Source organism: Sphingomonas sp. P2_B6, from assembly GCF_056404755.1.
Genome location: NZ_JBFUDK010000012.1, coordinates 21,830 through 40,610, shown reverse-complemented (window position 1 = coordinate 40,610; position 18,781 = coordinate 21,830). Strand labels below are relative to the sequence as shown.

The following is an 18,781-nucleotide window of genomic DNA, read 5'->3' as shown; positions in this document are numbered from 1 at the left end:
CCCCACGGCCGATGCCGGAACCCGTTACGCAGCGACGCCCGTTTCACGCTTTTCGGACTCTGCGCCGCTTAAAGCCCCCGGCAACGAGTGAATCCTTTCCTAACGCCAAAGAGGGGCAACCGAAATGCGAATCGCGGCAATCATCTCCGTCCCGGTTCTTTTGGGGGGGTGCGTCCATCTGGGCGCACGACCGATGCAGTTTCGCTGCGGCGACATGCTCAGCGGCAACATCGAGAGCTATCAATCCACGCCGCTCTTCGCGGAACTGCAGCGTGACGCCGGATATGACGAATGCCCAAACGGGTCGGACGGCAAGCCGGATTGTAGCGGAATCCGGTCCTTCCAGATCGATGGCAGCGGGAACGATCCGATCATCGAGGCGCTCAAGGGCTGGGAGGACCGGCGGGCCAGTATCCTGTCGGACAAGCGCGCTGCGCCGCTGGAATTGCCAGTGCTCATGCTCTCCGGCGGCGGCAGCTGGGGCGCGTTCGGGGCCGGTTATCTGAACCAGCTCGGCAAGCGGGACTGGGCGGTGGTGACCGGCGTGAGCACGGGGGCGCTGCAGGGGCTGTTCATCGCCGCCAACGACTATGCGGGCCTGGAGGCCGCCTATCGCATCAAGGACGAGAGCGAGCTGTCGAAGAAGAACGGTCTGCTCCGCATGCTGTCGCGTGGATCCGAAAACGATATCACGCCGCTCCGGGCGAAGGTCATGGCCTATCTGCTCCCGTCGGATGGCTCGGAATCGCCGTTGCTGCGCATCGCCCGCCCCGACAGCCCCGCCCTGTCGGTTGCGACGGTCGAAGCGCGCAGCGGTGACCTGAAGGTAGTGCACATCACCCGGCTGGTGCGCCAGGCAATCGCCACCAACCAGCCGCTGTCCCGCGTGGCCGAATGCGTCGCCGGCGCCGCGATCGCGTCAAGCTCCATCCCGGTGCGGCTCACGCCCGTGCAGATCGACGGGCATAGCTACACCGATGGCGGCGTGCGCAGTTCGGTGTTCGATACCGGCATCGGCGAGCGGATGACGAAGTTCCTGGCACGCCCCGATGCCCGCGACCGGCCGCACCTCTATGTGATCCGCAACGGCCCGACGATCGTCTTCCGCGACGCCGATGACAAGGACCATCCCGGCATCGCCGAAGTCGATGCAAGGCCGGATATCCTGCGCCTGGGCCTGCGCGGCTATTCGACGATCGTGAACCAGAACGAGCTGATGTCGATCGCGAGCCTGCGCATCAACTATCCGAAGGGGCCGATCAGCGTGATCTCGGCCGACGGCTTCAACGCGCCGCGCCCCAAGCCGGGCGACATCTCGCACCCGGCCGGCGAAGTGCCAGTGATTCCCCCTTCCTGCGGCCCCCGCCCGGCCGCGCTGTTCGACAAGACCTTCATGAACTGCCTGGCCGATTGGGGGCGGTTCAAGGCCAGGTACGGGCCTGACTTCATTGCGCTGTCCGAGCTGGAGATGAAGCACCTGCCCGCCACCCCCGGTGGCCGCTGAACCGATCCGTGAAGGAGCAAGCGATGCCCAAGATCACCTATGAGTCCAATGTGGACTGGTCGAACTTCCACTATACGCTGGGCGTACCGACGCCGCAAAACCCCGTTCCGCACCTCCAGATCAGGAGCCTGGCCCATATCGATGCGAGCGATGTGACGATGCCATCTGGGCTGGCCCGCTTCGCGGCGACCGGGGCTGTATTGTTCGACTATCTGGCCAAACTCGAAGCGCAGAATCCCGCACCTCCGACCGGCTTCGCCGCCGGCACCACCGGCAAATGCTGGAGCTTCGCGCCGTTGATCGGCACGCCTGACGCACAGCTCGATGCGCTTGGCCTCAAGGGGACCGAGATGCTCGCCGACGACGAACGCGACCCGCGCTGCCGGTCGGCCGCCGATTTCGTGGCGCTGACCAGCGGGGGGACGACGTTGCGCGACCTCGCCGACTGGGCGGAAAGCAGGAACCGCACGATCCACACCAGCGGTACCTTTTTATGGCCCAGCGTCGCCGGATCGATCGGCACGTCGAGCCATGGCTCACGGCTCGGCTTTGGCGGTATCCAGAATATGGTGCTGGGTCTCCACCTTATCGTCGGCAGCGGCGAGCATGTGTGGATCGAGCCGGCGTCAGCGCCGCTGCTGAGCGCCCAGGGTCTGGCCAGGCTGGCGATCAACGGCAAACCGCCCAGGCTGGTGCGGGACGATGATCGTTTCGAGGATGCGCTGGTCCATCTCGGCGCGATGGGAATCGTCAACGGTATGGCCCTGGAGCTGACGACCAACGACCATTTCACGGTGATGCGGCGCGTCGACATCCTGCAGCCCGCGTTGCTGACAAGCATCGCCGCCGGCGACTTCACCGCCATGGCCCAGCACCTCGGCTGCAAGGCGGCGCCGCTGTTCTACGAGGTCACGATCAATCCGCACGCGTTGTTCGACGATGTGTCCACACACACCATGTATTTCCGCACCAGCCGCGCCGCGTTCGTCTCGGAATCCGCCAACATCCAGCATCCGGACCTGGTGCTCATGGAACTCGGCGATCTGCTCGTCAACGCGGTGGCAAACGCACCGGCCACCATTCCGATGGGCTTCGCCACCAAGGCCGCCGGCACCGTCCCGGCCTGGGTTTTCTCGCTCCTCATCAACGCGCCGTCGGCCTTCGCCCGGTATCTCGGCATGCAGCATTACGACATGATCAATGGCGACTTCGATCCGGACGGCGCAGACGCACCGGGACCGTTTCGCTGGAGCCAGATGCATGACGGGGAAATCACGGGCGACCGGCCGGGCGCGCTGTACAATGCCTCCTTCGCCGTCCCGCTCGAGCAACTTGCGCAGGTGCTGCCGCTGCTCTGCGCTGCCGTAAGGGATTTGCCTCCGTCGTTCGTGTTCACCGTGCGTTTCGTCGAAAAGGCATGCGGCACGCTCGCCTTCACTCGCTTCGAGAAGAATGCGGTGATCGAGATCGACGGCCTGTCGCCGCTGATCTGCGCGATGGCCCATGCGACAGTCAAACCGACCTTGTCCTACGCCGCGGACCTGAAGGCCGCCCTCGAACTGCTCGCCGACACGCTGCCGCAAGGTGCCAAACTGGTGCGCGACACGCTGGACGGCAACCACATCCCCTATTCGATGCACTGGGCCAAGCGGGGCGAGCTCGACAAGAACAAGGTCTATGCCGATTATGGCCACCCACAGCTAAAGGACTCACTGATCCGCCAGTGGCGCGATACGCGAGACACGTTGCTCACCCCGTTCGGCAAGCGCGTGTTCCGCAACCGGGCGGTTGTCGACTATGGCCTGCTCGATCCCTGAACGGGCCAAGGCGCCGAGAGCAAGGCGAGCCGCGCCAGGAGTTTCAGCCAGGGCGGGATTCCGCTCGACCAGGCAAGCGTGGATCGCTCAGCCTCGCGCCCTGGGGGGCGCCGCCCGCCCGCCATTCCATGCGCCACGAAGCGCCGGTGTCCGCCGTCTTGCGAAAGCCGATGCGGCGATAGAGGTGGATGGCGCGGCTCATCTTGTCGACGTGCAGGCTGACGCTGCGCCCGCCCTCCGCCGCGGCACGCTGCACCGCGGCGAGAAGCCCGGCGCCGAGACCCTGGCCGCGCCATTCGGGCAGGACGCTGATATCGACCAGGCGCAGATCGGGGCGCCCCGCCGCCTCGGTCCGCCAGAGGTCGATGCGGCCGATGGGCCGATCCCCGGCGAGCACGACGAGACGCTGCCCGCCCAGCATATGGTGCGCGTCGAAATGGCGGCACTGGAGATCGAACTGGCTACTCAGGAAAAGCGCGGCGGACAGCGGATCGAGCCCGGCAGCCGCCACTTCCTCGGCCCGGGTGCTGCGGTAGAGGTCGCGCAGGAACGCCAGATCCTCCGGCTGCCGCAGCCTGAGGCCGATCCCGCGCGCCTGCCACTCGGCCGACAGCGCCAACCACGGGCCACTCGGCCCCACCCGTCCGGCCCCGATCAATCGGGGCGCGGCGGGTAGGTCCCGTCGTTGCAGATATAATAGGCCATGACGAGATAGGGCTGGATGTTCGGGTGCGGATCCGTGCCCAACTGCACATTGCCATAGCCCACCGAAACCTTCACGCCAAACGCCGTATCGTTGGTCGCCGGTGGAATATCATAGGCTTTGATGGTCTGGCCCGCAGCCGTCAGCGGCCGGCTCAGGAACGACGTCCCGACCAACGACGGCGGCGTGCCGGTCGTCTGCGCGACGCCCGTCATGCCCGCTATCCCCGCGCTCGACACCTTGGCGGTGACGACATGGGTATGGGCCGGCGCCTCGTTGAAGACCAGCGTTACGGTCTCCTGCCCCAATGTCCCGGCAAAGGTATAGGGCGTGCCCGTCTTCGCGGTTCCGAAGCTCAGCGGGATGCGGCCGTTCAGATTGGGCACGTTGAAATAGGTCTTGTTGTCGCCGCCGAACCTCGACCCCAGCAGACTGTAGAGCGCCTGATTCTGCATCAGACCGACCTGCTGACCGCTGCAGACAATCCACCCGATCGGGGCATAGCCGAAAGGAAACATGCGAATTTCGCCAATGAAAGCATCAGCCATAAAAATCTCCTGTGGTCAGGATCACGAGTTGAAGTCGGGATAGGTGCCGTTCACGGCCATCACATAGGACAGCACGAGACTTGGCTGCACATTGAGGTGCGGCTGATTGCTCCCGCCATTCGTGATCACGCTCCCCGGGGCGAGAGTCACCATCGTGCCGGCCTGGGATTCGTTACAATAATAGAAATCCGATCCGACATTGGCCGGCGCATTGTTCGACGCGGGTATCATGGCGGTCGCCGTGCTGTTCAGCGCCGATATCGTGTGTGTATGCGGCGGCACCGTCGCCAGGGTCAGCGTCACCAGTTCCGCCCCGGCGGACTGCCCGAGCGCATAATTGGTACCGCCGCCCGTGGTCTGGCCCTTGTGGACGGGACTGCGGCCGCGCAAATCGGGGATACCGAAGGTCGAGACTCCGTCGCCGCCATAGGTCGTGCCAAGGAGCGAAAATAATGCCTGATACTGCGAAATGCCGAGCAGGCGACCGTCACAGGGCAGAAAATTGACCGGCGCAAATTGATCGAACGCCAGAAGGCGAATTTCGCCCAGGAAATAATCCGACATATATTCCTCCGCTTGATGGGGAGCACAATCAATTGCGCGCCGGCCAGAGGCCGCGCGTGGCGATGCAGATCTGCACCGCGAGAATCGGCTGCCGATTTTCATGCGCCCCGCCGCCGCCTACCGAAGAAAAGGTCGAAGGGTGCAGCGGCAGCCAGCTGGGGTCGTTGGGATTCCCGGGCGTCAGCGCATAGAGATTGAAGGGCTGAATTCCCGTATTGCTGGCGAGCGCCTCCCCGATATAGTTGTTGGCGGGGCCGCTCGCTGTCGTCGTCGTGGACTGTGATGCAACGACGACATGGACATGCGGCGGGGTTTGAGTCGCCGTCAGCGTCACGCCTTCCGCGCCCCCGGTCTTCCCGAGCTGATAATTGGTCGGACCGGCGTTCGATTGGCCCTGTGCAACGGCGACGCGGCCCCGCAAATCGGGCAGCGCGAAATTGACCTTGCCGTCCCCGCCATAAGTGTTGTGAATGAGCGCAAAGAGCGCCTGATATTGCGTTATGGTCAGGATCTGGCCCTCGCACGGTAGCCACCCGACGGGCGTTTTTCCGAACGCGAACAGCCGCAATTCACCAACAAAATTTTCAGACATCCACTCCCTCCCACCGATTATCCTCTGGCGATTTCAACCGCACGTAACTTCACAACCTTGGCGCGCCACATCTTTTACAACAAGAAATGGTGCAATTTGTTCAGGAAGTCCGTTTTTAATCACTGCGAACAGAACAGATTTGATAACGGCTGCCATCATCAAATGCGACTATTGCCCGCCCCATTACGGGTGGGGCAGGTTCTTGAGATGAACCGGAAGCTGCGGTAAGTCCGATGAGACATAGGGAGATAAACAAGCTTGCCGCGGCGCGACGAGCTTCGTAAATCCCCGGCGGTCCGTTACGGCAACTAATTGATATGACGGGAGTGATGATGACCGAACAGTGCAATACCGACGCTCTTGTGGGCCAGCGCGCGGCCGATGCCCCGCCGGCCCTTTGGGTCGCCCCGCTCCAGTGCGTGACGGTCTTTTCGGTCGCGGAATTCACCGAAGGTGGGGCGTTTCCTCCCAACGACGACGGTAACGGCACCTGGACGACATCCTGAACAGCCAGAGATAAGCCGGCACCTGGATCACTCTCCAGGCCACGACATCTTCGGCACGTCTTGCCGGGACTTTCGATGGAGAGCCGAAGATCCGTCGTATTGGGATTTTACTTCGTCCTTTACGTCAAGATGATCTTTCAATCCAGCCAGTCGAGACGCGCGACATCTTTCGGAGATGGCGCATTTCTGGTACGACGACGCTCTCCCGATCATCGGCCTCGCGATTGGCGGGAGGCCTGCACGGTGCCGCCCACCATGACCTTGCAGGGCCGACCATGACCCGCGCGCCATCGACACGGCCCGCATGACGGAATTCCGCGGCTATCTCGCCTTCGAGCGGGAAGAAGGCTCACCGGACGATCGAGCGCGGGCGGGCGCGGCGTTCCTCGCGGCCGGTGTCGGGCCGCCGCGCGCCTGGTTTGACGAGCATGCGGCGCTGGCGCTCGCTCAGCGGATCGTGACCGAGGAAGATCGCGGAGAACGCCAGCCGATCGAGGACCCGGCGGGGCGCGTCATCCTGTTCAATGGCTATCTGTTCGACCCTTCCGGGATGAGCGCGGCCCTTGGCCTGCCGCCGCGATCGCCCGATTCCCGGATCGCCGCGGCGTGGATCGAGCGATATGGTTTCGACGAACTGCACCGGCTGAAGGGCGACTATGCCTTCGCGCTATGGGATCCGAACCGGCGGCAGATGCACCTGGTGGTGGCGCCGATGGCGATCCGGGTCGTCTATTGGCATGCGCGGCCCAAAGGCTTCTGGTTCGCCACCACCTTGAGCGCGCTCCACCAGTTCCCGAGCGTTCCCCGGCAGCTCGATCCGTTGCAGCTGGCGCTTCACTTCACCGCTCACGTCGCCGATCCGGCGGATACGCTCTACCAGCAGATCCGGTTGCTGCCGCCGGGAACGCATCTGACGGCCGATGCCCGAGGCGTGCGGGAACGGGCCTTTTGGCGCCCCGACCCCAGCCGCCGCCTGACCTTGCCGACACCGCAGGCTTATGTCGAGGCGGCACGCGAGCGCCTGGACCAGGCAGTGCGGCGCCAGCTGCGCGGCGCGAGGACGCCGGGCGTGCTCGCCTCCGGCGGGCTCGACAGCGCGGCGGTCGCAGCCACGGCAGCGCGCCTGATCGCGCCGGCGACGCTCCAGACCTATACCGCCGAGCCGCCGCCGGGACATGCGCTCGAAAGCACCCAGGGCCGTTATGATCGCGAGCGGCCGCATGTCGAGGCGCTCGCCGCGCGCTACCCGAATCTCGACGCCCGTTTCTGCCATTCGACCGAGCCCGCGTCGTTCGAGGAGGACCCGACCGCCCTGTTCGTCGCCGGGGGGCGCATGCAGTTCATCGCCAATCACATCGGCTGGTTCGACGCGGCCTATCGCGCCGCTCGAAACGACGGGCATGTCGCGCTGCTGACCGGTGCGATGGGCAATATGACGCTGAGCTTCGATGGCCTGCGCGGGCTGGGCGACTATGCGCGGGCCGGGCGGCTGGACAAGCTCTTCCAGCTCCTGCCCGGCGCGGCACGGTTCCGGCAGCAATCCGTGTGGACCATGATCAAGGCTCATGTCCTGGCGCCCTCCCTGCCCCCTGCCGTGCGCGACGGGCTGTGGCGCCGGCGGCATCCCGGCGAGCGCCCTTGGGCAAGCTATGCCGCGATCCGCGCCACGTTTGCAGCGGAGATCGATCTGGAGGCCATGCTGCGCGCCTCGAAGGTGGACGCGCATTATCAGATCAGCCCCGACAGTCGGAAATTGGCGGCGCATTTCCTGCAGACGCAGCGGATCCGCATTCTCGAGACGCTCGGCACGCTGAGAGCCCTGTACGGTTTCGAGTTGCGCGACCCCCTGGCCGACCCCGATCTCGTCGATTTCTGCCTGGCGATCCCGCGCGACCAATATCTCCTGGGCGGGGAACCGCGCAGCCTCGCCCGGCGCACGCTGGCCGACCGGCTGCCGCCCGCCCTGATCGCCGAACGGCGCCATGGCCAGCAGAACCCGGAATGGTTCGCCCGCCTGTCCGTCCAGCGCGCGCGTTTCGCCGACGAGATCGACCGGTTGAGCCATGTGCCGCTCGCCGCCGAGATGCTGGATCTGCCGCGGCTGAAGCAGTTGATCGACACCTGGCCCGCCGATGCCGCCGCGGCGGCGGCCCGGCGCTTCGACTATGAGCATCTGATACCGCGCGCGATCCAGACCGGCCGCTTCATCCGCTGGGCCGAGGGCAGCAATCAATAGGCCGGGCGATAGCCGAGGCGGCGCATGACCGGTCCGTGATCGGCCTCGATCCGCGCGACCTGGTGCGGTGTCAGCCGGTCGCGCCAGCCCTGCACCCGGCCTTCGCCGAAAAACGCCCGCCCTTCCCATTCAGTGAAGCCTTTTTCCGCCTCCTGTGCGCGCAGCGTGTCGAGCGTGGTGGCCGCGATCGCCAGCCGCGCGGCCCGGGGATCGAGCGGCAGGGCCAGAGCGGCGAGGATCCCGGCCAAAGCGCTCTCCGGATCGGCGCGCAATGCTTCGTACCGAACGATATGCGCCGGGAAGGGCCGCGGCGCGCACCAATCCTCGACATTCTCGCTCCAGCTGCCCCAATGATCGAACAGCTGCGGTCGCAGGCGATGGCGCGACCGCTCCATCCGCTGGCCGGGCGTGCCCATCACCGCGATGGCGGCATCGACGCTCACGTCCAGATGCCGCGCCAGCGACAGCGCCACGTCGCGCGGATCGCGCACCAGATAGATCGCGCCCGATGTCAGGTCGGCGGGGAACAGGCTGGCGATCCCCGCAAGCGGCCTCCGCATTTCATGAGTCTTGAAAAAGACCGGCGGCGTCTCGGCCCGCGCCCAGGCGCGCAGCGCGGCAAGGCGCCAGGCCAGAATCTCGTCCTCGGTCAAATCCGCCGACGCGATGCCGATATCCTCGTCGAACTGCGCGCGATCCTTGCCCCGCCGGCCGGCCAGCGCGATCGCATTGATGTCGACCGCCTCGCCCCCCGCCAGACAGGATTGCAGCAGCAGCCGCAGCCAGGTGTTGCCCGATTTCGGGTAGGAAGCGAGCCAGTAGATGCCCGTCATGGCGGCGAGGAGTTCAGCGCGGCGAGGATCGAGTCGACCAGGCGCGGGAGATCGGCGAGATCGTCGCCGCGCGTCGCCTCGACCACCGGGGCGGCTTCCACCAGCCGGGCCATGCCCCTGAACATCAGCGCCTGCTGGCCGAGCCCGAGCCCCAGCTTCCAGCGGTGCACGAGATCATAGCGTCGCAAGGCCTCCAGCCCGCTCAACCGCCGGAGGCGCGGTGGCCCGGACGCGTGGTTGGCGCGCAGGAACAGGGTGCAGACGGGCGATAGCGGATCGGGCTGGAAGCCGGTTTCGCCAAGGGGGATATGGTATTTCTCCAGCTCCTCCCGGCTGCGTTCCAGGCCGTCGGTGGCAATGGCGAGATGATCGGCCGAATCCCGCCACAGCTTCAGGCGCGGAAAGGCGGGACGGATTTTCGGTCCGTCCGGCCCGTCCAGGTCAAGCGCGCAGAGATCGTCGCCGAGCAGCCGATAGCCCCGCTGGACGAAGGCGGCGGCGAGCGTCGATTTCCCCGCGCCGGAATTCCCCGACAGCAGCAGGACGTGGCCATGGATATCGACCGCGCTGGCGTGAAGCGGCACCAGCCCGCGCTGAAAGCAGAGGATGGCGAGCACCGACCCGAGCAGGAACACGCGGATATCGGGCGCCTCCAGCGGCAGCACCGGCTGGATGATCACCCGCCGCCCGGCCTCGACCCAATAATCCGCCACCGCCGGAATCGTCACGCGCACGCCGGCCGGCAGGACCTGCACGGCGGGGCTGAAAACCGGCTGTTCCGGATCGAGCGGCGGCACCGCGCCGATCTCCACGGCAAGGTCCGGGTCGCGGGCATCGCCCCGCCACGGCAGCAGATCGGGAAGCGGCAGGGCGCTTCGCACGCGCCAGCCGAAAAGACCGTAATCGTTCATGCGCTCCGGCAGCTTTCGCCCCCCGCGCGGAAAGCGGGAGAAATATCGACGGTGGGACATTTTATCCGACCATGAATGCCGGACGATTCCTATACTGTGCCGATGGCAGGTCCGAAAGGGTTCGACACGATGATGGCAATGGACAGGGTGGTCGTGCGCAAGGACGGGATCCTCGATGCGCAGCTCGGCGCGGAAACCGTGCTGATGAGCGCCGACAATGATCAATATTACGCCCTGACCGCGACCAGCCGCGATATCTGGCATCGGCTGGAAACCCCGACCCGCGTCGGCGATCTCTGCCAGGCGCTCGCTGAGGCCTATGGCGTACCGGTCGATACGGTGGAGCCCGACACGCTGGCGTTTCTCGACTTTCTCGATGCGGAGAGGTTGCTGGACTGAAGCCAGGACCGCAGTTGCTCTGTGGGCGTTGCCGTCTTGATAGCGCCCCGCGACGCCTGCAAAGTCGGTCGTGACCGACAATGCGGGAGCCGTTCTTGAACGACCGTATCGCCAGCCTTTCGGAGCGCGAGCGAGAGGCGTTGCGGCTCCTGTTCGCTGGCCACAACGCCAAGTCGGCCGCCAATGCCCTCGGGCTTTCAGTGCACACGGTGAACGAACCCCTGCGGGAGGCACGGCGCAAGCTCGGGGTGTCGAGCAGCCGCGAGGCGGCGCGCCTGTTGTGCGCGACCGATGCGGAAGTCCCCAAATTCCTTGGGCACAAGGATATCGGGGTTGGCGACGGGATCGCCGCCATGGCTGTTCGCCGTCGGGACGCGATGCGGACCGCAGGCGGCAACCGCCTGCTCCTCTATGCAGGTGGAGCACTACTGATGATATTCCTGACTCTGTCCTCGATCATGTTCTGGGTCTCGGCACCCGACCAGAAGAACGAAGGCCCGGTCCCCGCCGCTGCACCCAGGGTCGTCGCGACCTATCCGGCGCGGGATAGCACGATCCCGTCCGGGTCGCTCACGCTCTCGGTCACGTTCGACCAGGCGATGCGCGACGGGAGCTATTCCTTCGTTCAGATGTCGGAGGAGACCTATCCGACATGCGAGCCGCGCCCTCAGGTTTCAGCGGACCGGCGGACCTTCACGCTCCGTTGCACGACCTTGCCGGGCCGGAAGTACGAAATCTGGTTCAACCGGGCGCCCTATATGAACTTCAGGTCCGTGGCGGGCACGCCCGCCCAGCCCTTCCAGCTGCTGTTCAGGACGCGCTGACGAAGGGGTCGGTCGCCGTCGCATAATGCGCCATCGCCATGGTGGTGAGCTGGGCGTTCACGCGGATGCAGCTCGAAAAGGTGCTGGCGTCAGTGACCAGCACATTCGCCGTGCCGTGGACGCGGCACTCCAGGTCGACCACGCCCTTTTCCGGATCGGCATTGCGCGCGTTGCCGCCCTGGGGATGCGAGCTGGACAAAGTGACGTCGTCCGCCTCGCCGATATGGCGATCGAAGAACGCATCCACGTCCTCGCCCCGGTGCAGGGTCTGGCCGCGGGCGAGGGCTGGATAGACTTCGGTCGCGCCGGCGGCGAAATGCACCTTGGCCAGCGTGCCGAGCGCACGGCGGAGCAGGGGTAGCTCGACATCGGCGCGGAGCTTGAAGTGGAGCGAGCCGCCGATCAGCCGGCCCTGGCGGTCGGCGGGGAAGAGGATGCCCGCCGAGGCGAGCTTGTTGTAGTTGAGCATCCGTTTCGCATGGCGGCCGAACCAGCCGGGCATCAGGGTCGACATGCTCATCGGCGGCTGGAAATGCGATTCGAGCAGGAAGTCGCCGCGATCGACATAGGTCGCCATCTGGTCCTCGTCCCAGGCACGGACCTGGCCGGGCATCAGCGCCACCACCGGGCAGGCGATGTTGAGCGAGATGCCCTCCCCCGTGCCCTCGATGCCGCTCTTGTCGAGGATCCGGCTCGACGCCATCGTACCGGCGGCGACGACCACGCCTTTCTTCGCCGCGATGGTGCGGCGGCTGCCATCGGGAAGCAGGACCTCCACGCCGGTCGCGACGCGGCGCCCGTCGAGGCCGGGATCGCCCCAGACGATCTTCTCGACCCGGGTCTCGGGCAGGATGCGGGCGCCCGAGCGGCGGGCGTCGATCAGGAAGGACTGGGCCATGCCCTGCTTGCGGCCGTAAGGGCAGCCGGTGTTGCAATAGCCGCAATAGGCGCAGTCCGCCTTGAGGCTGCGCGGACCATAATTCTTGCTGAACCAGAGCGCGGGGGCAGCGGTGTCCATCGGGTCGCTGCTGGCACCGGCGTGGGTGGCCCAGCCGTTCAGCAGATGCGTGCCGTTGTTGCGGCCGGCCTTCGGATCGATCGGTTCGATGCCGAGCCGGGTCTCGACCGCGCGATAGGATTCCTCGAACCGCGCGACGTCGACCGGCGCGCCGAGCGCGGCCCAGGTGGCGAACACGTCGTTCGCATGCGGGTGCGTGAGGCCGTCCTGCTTCACGCGCAGCGCGATGCCGTTGTTGATGACGGTCGAGCCACCGACACAGTGGCCCTGGAAGACGACGATGTCATGGTCGCGGCTGGTCTGGACGCCGCCGTCGACGAACAGGCGCGCGGTCATGCGGCGCTCCTCATGGGTGATCGCGCCCGAGGGGAAATGCGGGCCGGCTTCGATCACCAGTACATCGTGATGGCGGGCGAGATTGGCGGCGGAGACGGCGCCGCCGGCACCCGAGCCGATGACGATGACCTCGGCCGAGGCCGGCGCCTCGGCGGGATCGAGCACGTCGTCATGGCCGAGGTCGCGGCCGGGAAAGGGCGTGATCGCCACCTCGCCCAGCCCGCGCTTGCGCTGGTGGGGAAGCTCGAAGCCGATCGCCTGGAAGACCGGATTGGCGTCATTGTCGGCCTCCGCCGCGCCGATCCAGTGGCCGTAATAGCCGGCATAGATGATGCCCCGGATGCGGGCGAGATCCTGCATGAGGTTGTTGCGGCTGCGCTGGAGCCGATTCGCCACGCGCCGCTTGCGCCAGGCCGGACCCATCAACAGGAAGAAGGGGCCGCCCATCAACAGGCAGATCAGATAAAGGGTGAAGCCGATCTCGCGCGGCTTGCCCCCTTCGACCATGCCGAACTGATGCTGGAGATTGGCGACGACGCGTTCGGGCGGGATCTTCATGTCGACGCCGTGGAACAGCGCCTCGGTCAACGCCTTGAGGATGACCGCCTGCAGCGGATTGAACGGTTCGCGCATCGCCGATTGCCCCCTTGGTCCCGGTCGTGACGCTAGCGGAGCGATATTGCAGCGGCGAGGGGGATGCGTCGGAAGTGCGACCGAATGGTTTTCCGCTTCGGCCGGAGAAGCGGTGCTGTGACGACTGCGCCCTGTCGCTGCGCGCACGTCCCGCTGAAGCCCACGAGCATGGACTGAATCGCCCCCGAGATCGTCGCCTGCCGACGATCGGTGACCTCTGGCGCGAATACCGGGGTGGTCGACGTCAGCGCACTGAAATCGTCGGAATTCACGCCGGCGCGCCCATCGCGGACCTGGGCGGACACATTCTCGGGCTCGAAAAACCTCGCGGCAGCGTCATGGCATCGACATGCCGACGGACTGCGTAAGCTGTCCATATTCGCGATCACGCGTCGCGTACTGCTTGCTGGCGTATCAAGATTTTGGCATGCTCCAGCCATGGAAACTGAGAAATTACCGTTCTGCAGTCAGCCTTGGACCACTCTATACGTCCAATGGGATGGTCAAGTAACCAGGCCTTGCATTCGTGGGCCTCAGAATATGGGCTCGCTCGATTCCATCTCCGACATACGGAGTTTGTGGAACGGCGCCTCCTTTCAGAGCGTAAGGGATTCGGTGGCACAGGGCAGCCGATTAAATGCCGCCTGCCGCTCATGCTTTTCTTCGCCGACACGCACAATAGATCATTTGAATAGCTTTGGGCGTAATATTGGCGGAGATTTTGGTTTTGATAAAGTTGCGAATTATTATGACGTTTATGATTCGTGGTCTGGCGGCGTCGTTAATCCCAACACGGGCCCCATAGTCATTGTTATGGATATGAGCTCAAAGTGTCATATTCGTTGCCAGAAATGCTTTGTTTATCATTCCGATATGCAATACGGCCTCGGCCATATGCCCGACTCCGTTTTCGACAAGGTCAAGCCCCTATTTAGAACCGCACTTGAGGTTATCGGCCATGAGAATGGCGAATGCATGCTACACAAACGGTTCATCGAAATGGTTCGCGAAATCAAGGCGAACGGATGTCGCTTTATGTTCAATACCACCGGGCAGCTAATTACTCCGGAGCGCGCTGCTGAACTTGTCGACCTCGGCGTTGACAAGATCATGCTTTCAATTGATGCAACCGAGCCGGATACCTACGCGTATTTACACAAAGGTGGAACGATAGAAAAGACGATGCTGGGCATCCAAGCCATTAATGAAGAGAAAGCCAGACTCGGGGTTAACATGCCTCGTCTGGGCTGGTATTTCGTGGCCTGCAAGTCCAATATTGATCAGCTTGTAGCCGCCGCACGATTAGCGGTGGAATTGGGTTTTGGCATGATGTTTGTTACTCACCTAAATAAGCCAACGGGAGAGCAGTGGCGCAGCTATTTTGACTTTTATCGAAGTGAAAGTCTGTTTAGCGACCCTGTGACCCAGCAACAGTTTGTCGACGCCGTCAATGAGGCCCGGTCAATCGCCGAAGGAGCCGGGCTTGAGTTCTTCTCTGGCTCTGCCGACGCGTAGGGCAGCCCAGCTACGAACCTCAAGGCTGATGATTCGTGGAAGACGCATCGAGCCACCTCATCTCCCTCATAGATAGCAGCCCCAGCGAGCCGTCGGGCTTTGCCCCGTAAGTTAAGCCGTAACCCGGCTCTCCCGTGACACCACGCAATTTTGCCGTTTCGATAGCTGTTGCTCCTATCGACGCCCCTAGCCCCTGCCGCCCTCCCCCGCTAAAGCCCGCGGGCATGAGCCAGATCACCCCCGAGATCGTCGCCCAGCATGGGCTTTCCGTGGAAGAATATGAGCGCGTGCTGCACGCCATGGGGCGCGAGCCGAACCTGACCGAGCTTGGCATCTTCTCGGTGATGTGGTCCGAGCATTGCTCGTACAAATCCAGCCGCATCCATCTGAAGAAGCTGCCGACCACCGGCCCGCAGGTGATCTGCGGCCCGGGCGAGAATGCGGGCGTGATCGATATCGGCGACGGGCAAGCGGCGATCTTCAAGATGGAGAGCCACAACCACCCATCGTACATCGAGCCTTATCAGGGCGCGGCGACCGGCGTCGGCGGCATATTGCGCGACGTGTTTACCATGGGCGCGCGGCCGGTGGCGAATCTCAACGCGCTGCGCTTCGGCCGGCCCGATCATCCCAAGATGCGCCACCTGATCGCCGGCGTCGTCCATGGCATCGGCGGCTACGGCAATTGCGTCGGCGTGCCGACGGTCGGCGGCGAAGTGAATTTCCACCGCGCCTATGACGGCAACATCCTGGTCAATGCGATGACGGTGGGCGTCGCCGAGCAGGACAAGATCTTCTATTCGGCCGCTTCCGGCATCGGCAATCCGATCGTCTATGTCGGCTCCAAGACCGGGCGCGACGGCATTCACGGCGCGACCATGGCCTCGGCTGATTTCTCCGAGGATTCGGAGGAGAAGCGCCCGACGGTGCAGGTCGGCGACCCGTTCACCGAGAAGCTGCTGATCGAGGCGTGCCTGGAGCTGATGGCGTCGGATGCGATCGTGGCGATCCAGGACATGGGCGCGGCGGGCCTCACTTCCTCCTCGGTCGAAATGGCGTCCAAGGGCGGGGTCGGCATCGAGCTGGTGATGGACGCGGTGCCGCAGCGCGAGACCGGCATGACGCCGTACGAGATGATGCTGAGCGAGAGCCAGGAGCGCATGCTGATGGTGCTCAAGCCCGGCCGTGAAGCGTTCGCCGAGGCGATCTTCCACAAATGGGAGCTGGATTTCGCGGTCATCGGCCATGTCACCGACACCGGGCGGATGGTGCTGAAATGGCAGGGCGAGACCGTCGCCGACATTCCGCTCGGGCCGCTCGCCGACGAAGCGCCGGCTTATGACCGGCCTTGGGTGAAGACCCCGCCGGCGGCGCCGTTGACCAACGTGCCCGACACGAACGATATCGCGGCCGATCTGCTGAAGCTGATGGGCTCGCCGGATGTCGCCAGCCGGCGCTGGATCTGGGAGCAGTACGACCACATGGTCGGCGCCGACACGGTGCAACGCCCGGGCGGCGATGCCGCGGTGGTGCGCGTGCATGGGACGAGCAAGGGGCTGGCGATCACCACGGATTGTACCCCGCGCTATTGCTATGCCGATCCCTATGAGGGCGGGAAGCAGGCGATCGCCGAGGCGTATCGCAACCTCTCGGCGGTCGGCGCGAAGCCGCTCGCCACGACCGACTGCATGAATTTCGGCAACCCGCAGCGGCCCGAGATCATGGGCCAGTTCGTCGGCTGCATCGAGGGCATGGCCGAGGCGTGCGCCGCGCTCGACTTCCCGATCGTGAGCGGCAATGTCTCGCTCTACAATGAGACCAAGAATGACGACGGTACCGGGAGCGCGATCCTTCCCACTCCGGCGATCGGCGGCGTCGGACTGCTCGAGGACTGGTCGAAATCGGCGACGATCGCGTTCAAGGGCACGGGCGACGTGATCCTGCTGGTCGGCACGCGGCGCGGGCATCTCGGCCAGTCCTTGTGGCTGCGCGACGTGCATGGCCGCGAAGAGGGCCCGCCGCCGCCGGTCGATCTCGCCGCTGAGCGCCGGAACGGCGAGTTCGTGCGGGCGCATATCGCCTCGGGCGCGTTCACCGCGGTGCACGACGTGTCCGACGGCGGCGTCGCGGTGGCGATCGCGGAGATGGCGCTGGCGAGCGGCATCGGCGCGATGCTGCATGCCCCCCTGCCCTGTGGCGTCGCCTGCTCGTTGTTCGGCGAAGACCAGGGGCTGTATGTCGTGACGGTCGCCGACCATGCGCTGCTCGACACGCTGGCGGGCGCCGGTGCCGCGGGGATCGAGGTCGAGCGGATCGGGCGGACCATTGCCGGCCGGCTGATCTTCGAGTTGCCCGACGACGACCATGTCGTGACCCTGGCCGATCTGCGCGCGGCGCATGAGGGTTTCTTCCCGACCCTGATGGGCGATACGATCGTCTGAGCCCTTGGCGGAGACCGGCCCGGATCGGTCCGAAAATGCGTCAGCTCGGCATGGACCTTGGCCGTTGCGGCCGGTAGCTTCCCCCACCGCACATGTGCAAACCGGGGGGACTGCATGACGACGACGGAAGAGGCAGCCGCGTTCGCCGGACCGCGCAGGATTGCGACGCTCGACGTGATCCGCGGGGTCGCGGTGATGGGCATCCTGATCATGAACATCGTGGCGTTCGCGATGCCCGAGGTCGCCTATATGAACCCGGCGGCCTTTGGCGGGCATAGGGGCGCCGATCTGGCCGTGTGGGCGTTCAACTTCGTGCTGGTCGACGGCAAGATGCGCGGCCTGTTCTCCTTCCTGTTCGGCGCCTCGACCCTGCTGGTGATCGACCTGGCGACGGCCAAGGGGACCAGCCCGGCCAGGGTGCATTTCTCGCGGATGTTCTGGCTGTTCCTGTTCGGCGAGGCGCATCTGATCCTGCTCTGGTGGGGCGACATCCTCCACCATTATGCGCTGATCGGCTGCATCGCCTATCTGTTCCGCAAGGCCGCGCCGTACAAGCTGGTGTCGATCGCGATCCTCCTGCTGCTGGTCGAGTTCGCGCTGATTTCCTCCGTGACGGCTAGCGTGCGCGCGAGCGAGATCGCGATGCAGGCGCCCAAACCAAGCGCCGAGGCCGTGCGCCAATATCAGGAGTTCCAGCGCGGATTCGGCGCGCCGACGCCCGAGGTGCTGGCGAAGGACCTGGCGCTGCATCGCGGCCCCTGGCCGGCACTGATGGCGCACCGGCTGGCCAAGGCGCTGACGACGACTTTGCAGACCGCCGCCTTTGTCGGGGCGGAGACGCTGGCGTATATGCTGCTGGGCATGGCGTGCCTCAAAGCGGGGATGCTGACCGGAGCGTGGGACCGAAGGCGGTATCTGCGCTGGATCGCGATCGGCTTCGGGACTGGTGTGCCCGCCTATATGGCGCTTGCCTGGTACGTGGCCTCGCGCAATTTCGCGCTATTCCCGCTAGTGCTCGGCGCGCTGGCATTGCCCACGCTGTTCCGGCCGCTGATGATCATCGGCTGGGCCTGCCTGATCGTGCTGCTGGCGCAGCGCGGCGGCGCCATCGTCACGCGGATCGGCGCGGCGGGGCGCATGGCCTTTTCCAATTATCTCGGCACCAGCATCGTCTGCACCACCCTGTTCTACGGCTATGGGCTCGGCTGGTACGGGCATTTGTCGCGGGCGCAGCTCTATCCGGTGGTGATCGCGGTGTGGGTGCTGATGCTGCTCTGGTCGAAGCCCTGGCTCGCCCGCTTCCGATTCGGTCCGCTCGAATGGCTGTGGCGATCGCTGGCGCGGATGCGGTTTCAGCCCATGCGCGGGGCGGCCGGGGACAATTAGTCTTCTGCGACTGAT

Annotated in this window: 16 protein-coding genes; 9 read left to right on the top strand and 7 right to left on the bottom strand. The window is 65.1% G+C overall.

The features are described from left to right. Positions 1–193: 193 nt before the first annotated feature. Positions 194–1,504, top strand: coding sequence for a patatin-like phospholipase family protein (locus AC1DX5_RS16635; RefSeq protein ID WP_478016434.1), 1,311 nt, complete (start codon positions 194–196; stop codon positions 1,502–1,504). Positions 1,505–1,527: 23 nt separating this feature from the next. Continuing rightward, positions 1,528–3,321 carry a hypothetical protein gene (locus AC1DX5_RS16630; protein WP_478016433.1) on the top strand — a complete coding sequence of 598 codons (1,794 nt, stop codon included), beginning with the start codon at positions 1,528–1,530 and terminating at the stop codon, positions 3,319–3,321. A gap of 43 nt (positions 3,322–3,364) precedes the next feature. Here AC1DX5_RS16630 and AC1DX5_RS16625 read toward each other — a convergent pair whose 3' ends face one another. Genes AC1DX5_RS16625 through AC1DX5_RS16610 form a run of 4 tightly spaced genes read right to left on the bottom strand, consistent with a single transcriptional unit; the run spans position 3,365 to position 5,728 of the window. Then, positions 3,365–3,961: an N-acetyltransferase family protein gene (locus AC1DX5_RS16625; RefSeq protein WP_478016432.1), complete on the bottom strand. Its 597-nt coding sequence runs from the start codon at positions 3,959–3,961 to the stop codon at positions 3,365–3,367. A 14-nt stretch (positions 3,962–3,975) separates the two neighbouring features. After that, on the bottom strand, positions 3,976–4,572 hold the full coding sequence (locus AC1DX5_RS16620; RefSeq protein WP_478016431.1) for a phage tail protein: 597 nt from the start codon (positions 4,570–4,572) through the stop codon (positions 3,976–3,978). A gap of 21 nt (positions 4,573–4,593) precedes the next feature. After that, positions 4,594–5,136, bottom strand: coding sequence for a phage tail protein (locus tag AC1DX5_RS16615; protein ID WP_478016430.1), 543 nt, complete (start codon positions 5,134–5,136; stop codon positions 4,594–4,596). A gap of 28 nt (positions 5,137–5,164) precedes the next feature. After that, positions 5,165–5,728 (bottom strand): phage tail protein, encoded by a 564-nt coding sequence (locus AC1DX5_RS16610; protein ID WP_478016429.1) that lies wholly within the window; start codon positions 5,726–5,728, stop codon positions 5,165–5,167. A gap of 329 nt (positions 5,729–6,057) precedes the next feature. Between AC1DX5_RS16610 and AC1DX5_RS16605 the strand changes: the two genes are divergently transcribed. Further along, on the top strand, positions 6,058–6,234 hold the full coding sequence (locus AC1DX5_RS16605) for a hypothetical protein (protein ID WP_465176173.1): 177 nt from the start codon (positions 6,058–6,060) through the stop codon (positions 6,232–6,234). A gap of 304 nt (positions 6,235–6,538) precedes the next feature. Further along, positions 6,539–8,470: an asparagine synthase-related protein gene (locus AC1DX5_RS16600; RefSeq protein WP_478016428.1), complete on the top strand. Its 1,932-nt coding sequence runs from the start codon at positions 6,539–6,541 to the stop codon at positions 8,468–8,470. Here AC1DX5_RS16600 and AC1DX5_RS16595 read toward each other — a convergent pair. Further along, entirely contained in the window at positions 8,464–9,303 is an 840-nt protein-coding gene (locus tag AC1DX5_RS16595) for a sulfotransferase domain-containing protein (protein WP_478016427.1), read from the bottom strand. The genes AC1DX5_RS16600 and AC1DX5_RS16595 overlap by 7 nt on opposite strands. Then, positions 9,300–10,214: an HPr kinase/phosphorylase gene (locus AC1DX5_RS16590; protein WP_478016426.1), complete on the bottom strand. Its 915-nt coding sequence runs from the start codon at positions 10,212–10,214 to the stop codon at positions 9,300–9,302. Before AC1DX5_RS16590 ends, AC1DX5_RS16595 begins: the two co-directional genes overlap by 4 nt. A 129-nt stretch (positions 10,215–10,343) precedes the next feature. Between AC1DX5_RS16590 and AC1DX5_RS16585 the strand changes: the two genes are divergently transcribed. Then, on the top strand, positions 10,344–10,613 hold the full coding sequence (locus AC1DX5_RS16585; protein ID WP_478016425.1) for a PqqD family protein: 270 nt from the start codon (positions 10,344–10,346) through the stop codon (positions 10,611–10,613). 95 nt (positions 10,614–10,708) lie between these two features. Continuing rightward, on the top strand, positions 10,709–11,437 hold the full coding sequence (locus tag AC1DX5_RS16580) for a helix-turn-helix domain-containing protein (protein WP_478016424.1): 729 nt from the start codon (positions 10,709–10,711) through the stop codon (positions 11,435–11,437). On the opposite strand, the gene AC1DX5_RS16575 is transcribed toward AC1DX5_RS16580, so the two are convergent. Next, positions 11,424–13,424, bottom strand: coding sequence for a GMC family oxidoreductase N-terminal domain-containing protein (locus AC1DX5_RS16575; protein WP_478016423.1), 2,001 nt, complete (start codon positions 13,422–13,424; stop codon positions 11,424–11,426). The two genes, AC1DX5_RS16580 and AC1DX5_RS16575, sit on opposite strands and share 14 nt — an antisense overlap. Before the next feature lie 438 nt (positions 13,425–13,862). On the opposite strand from AC1DX5_RS16575, the gene AC1DX5_RS16570 reads away from it, so the two are divergent. The 3 genes from AC1DX5_RS16570 (at position 13,863) to AC1DX5_RS16560 (ending at position 18,766) form a co-directional block, all read left to right on the top strand. After that, on the top strand, positions 13,863–14,939 hold the full coding sequence (locus AC1DX5_RS16570; RefSeq protein ID WP_465173892.1) for a radical SAM/SPASM domain-containing protein: 1,077 nt from the start codon (positions 13,863–13,865) through the stop codon (positions 14,937–14,939). Between the two features lie 224 nt (positions 14,940–15,163). Beyond that, complete coding sequence (gene purL, locus AC1DX5_RS16565; protein WP_478016422.1) at positions 15,164–17,380, top strand: phosphoribosylformylglycinamidine synthase subunit PurL; 2,217 nt, start codon at positions 15,164–15,166, stop codon at positions 17,378–17,380. A gap of 114 nt (positions 17,381–17,494) precedes the next feature. Continuing rightward, positions 17,495–18,766 carry a DUF418 domain-containing protein gene (locus AC1DX5_RS16560; protein ID WP_478016421.1) on the top strand — a complete coding sequence of 424 codons (1,272 nt, stop codon included), beginning with the start codon at positions 17,495–17,497 and terminating at the stop codon, positions 18,764–18,766. Positions 18,767–18,781 lie beyond the last annotated feature (15 nt).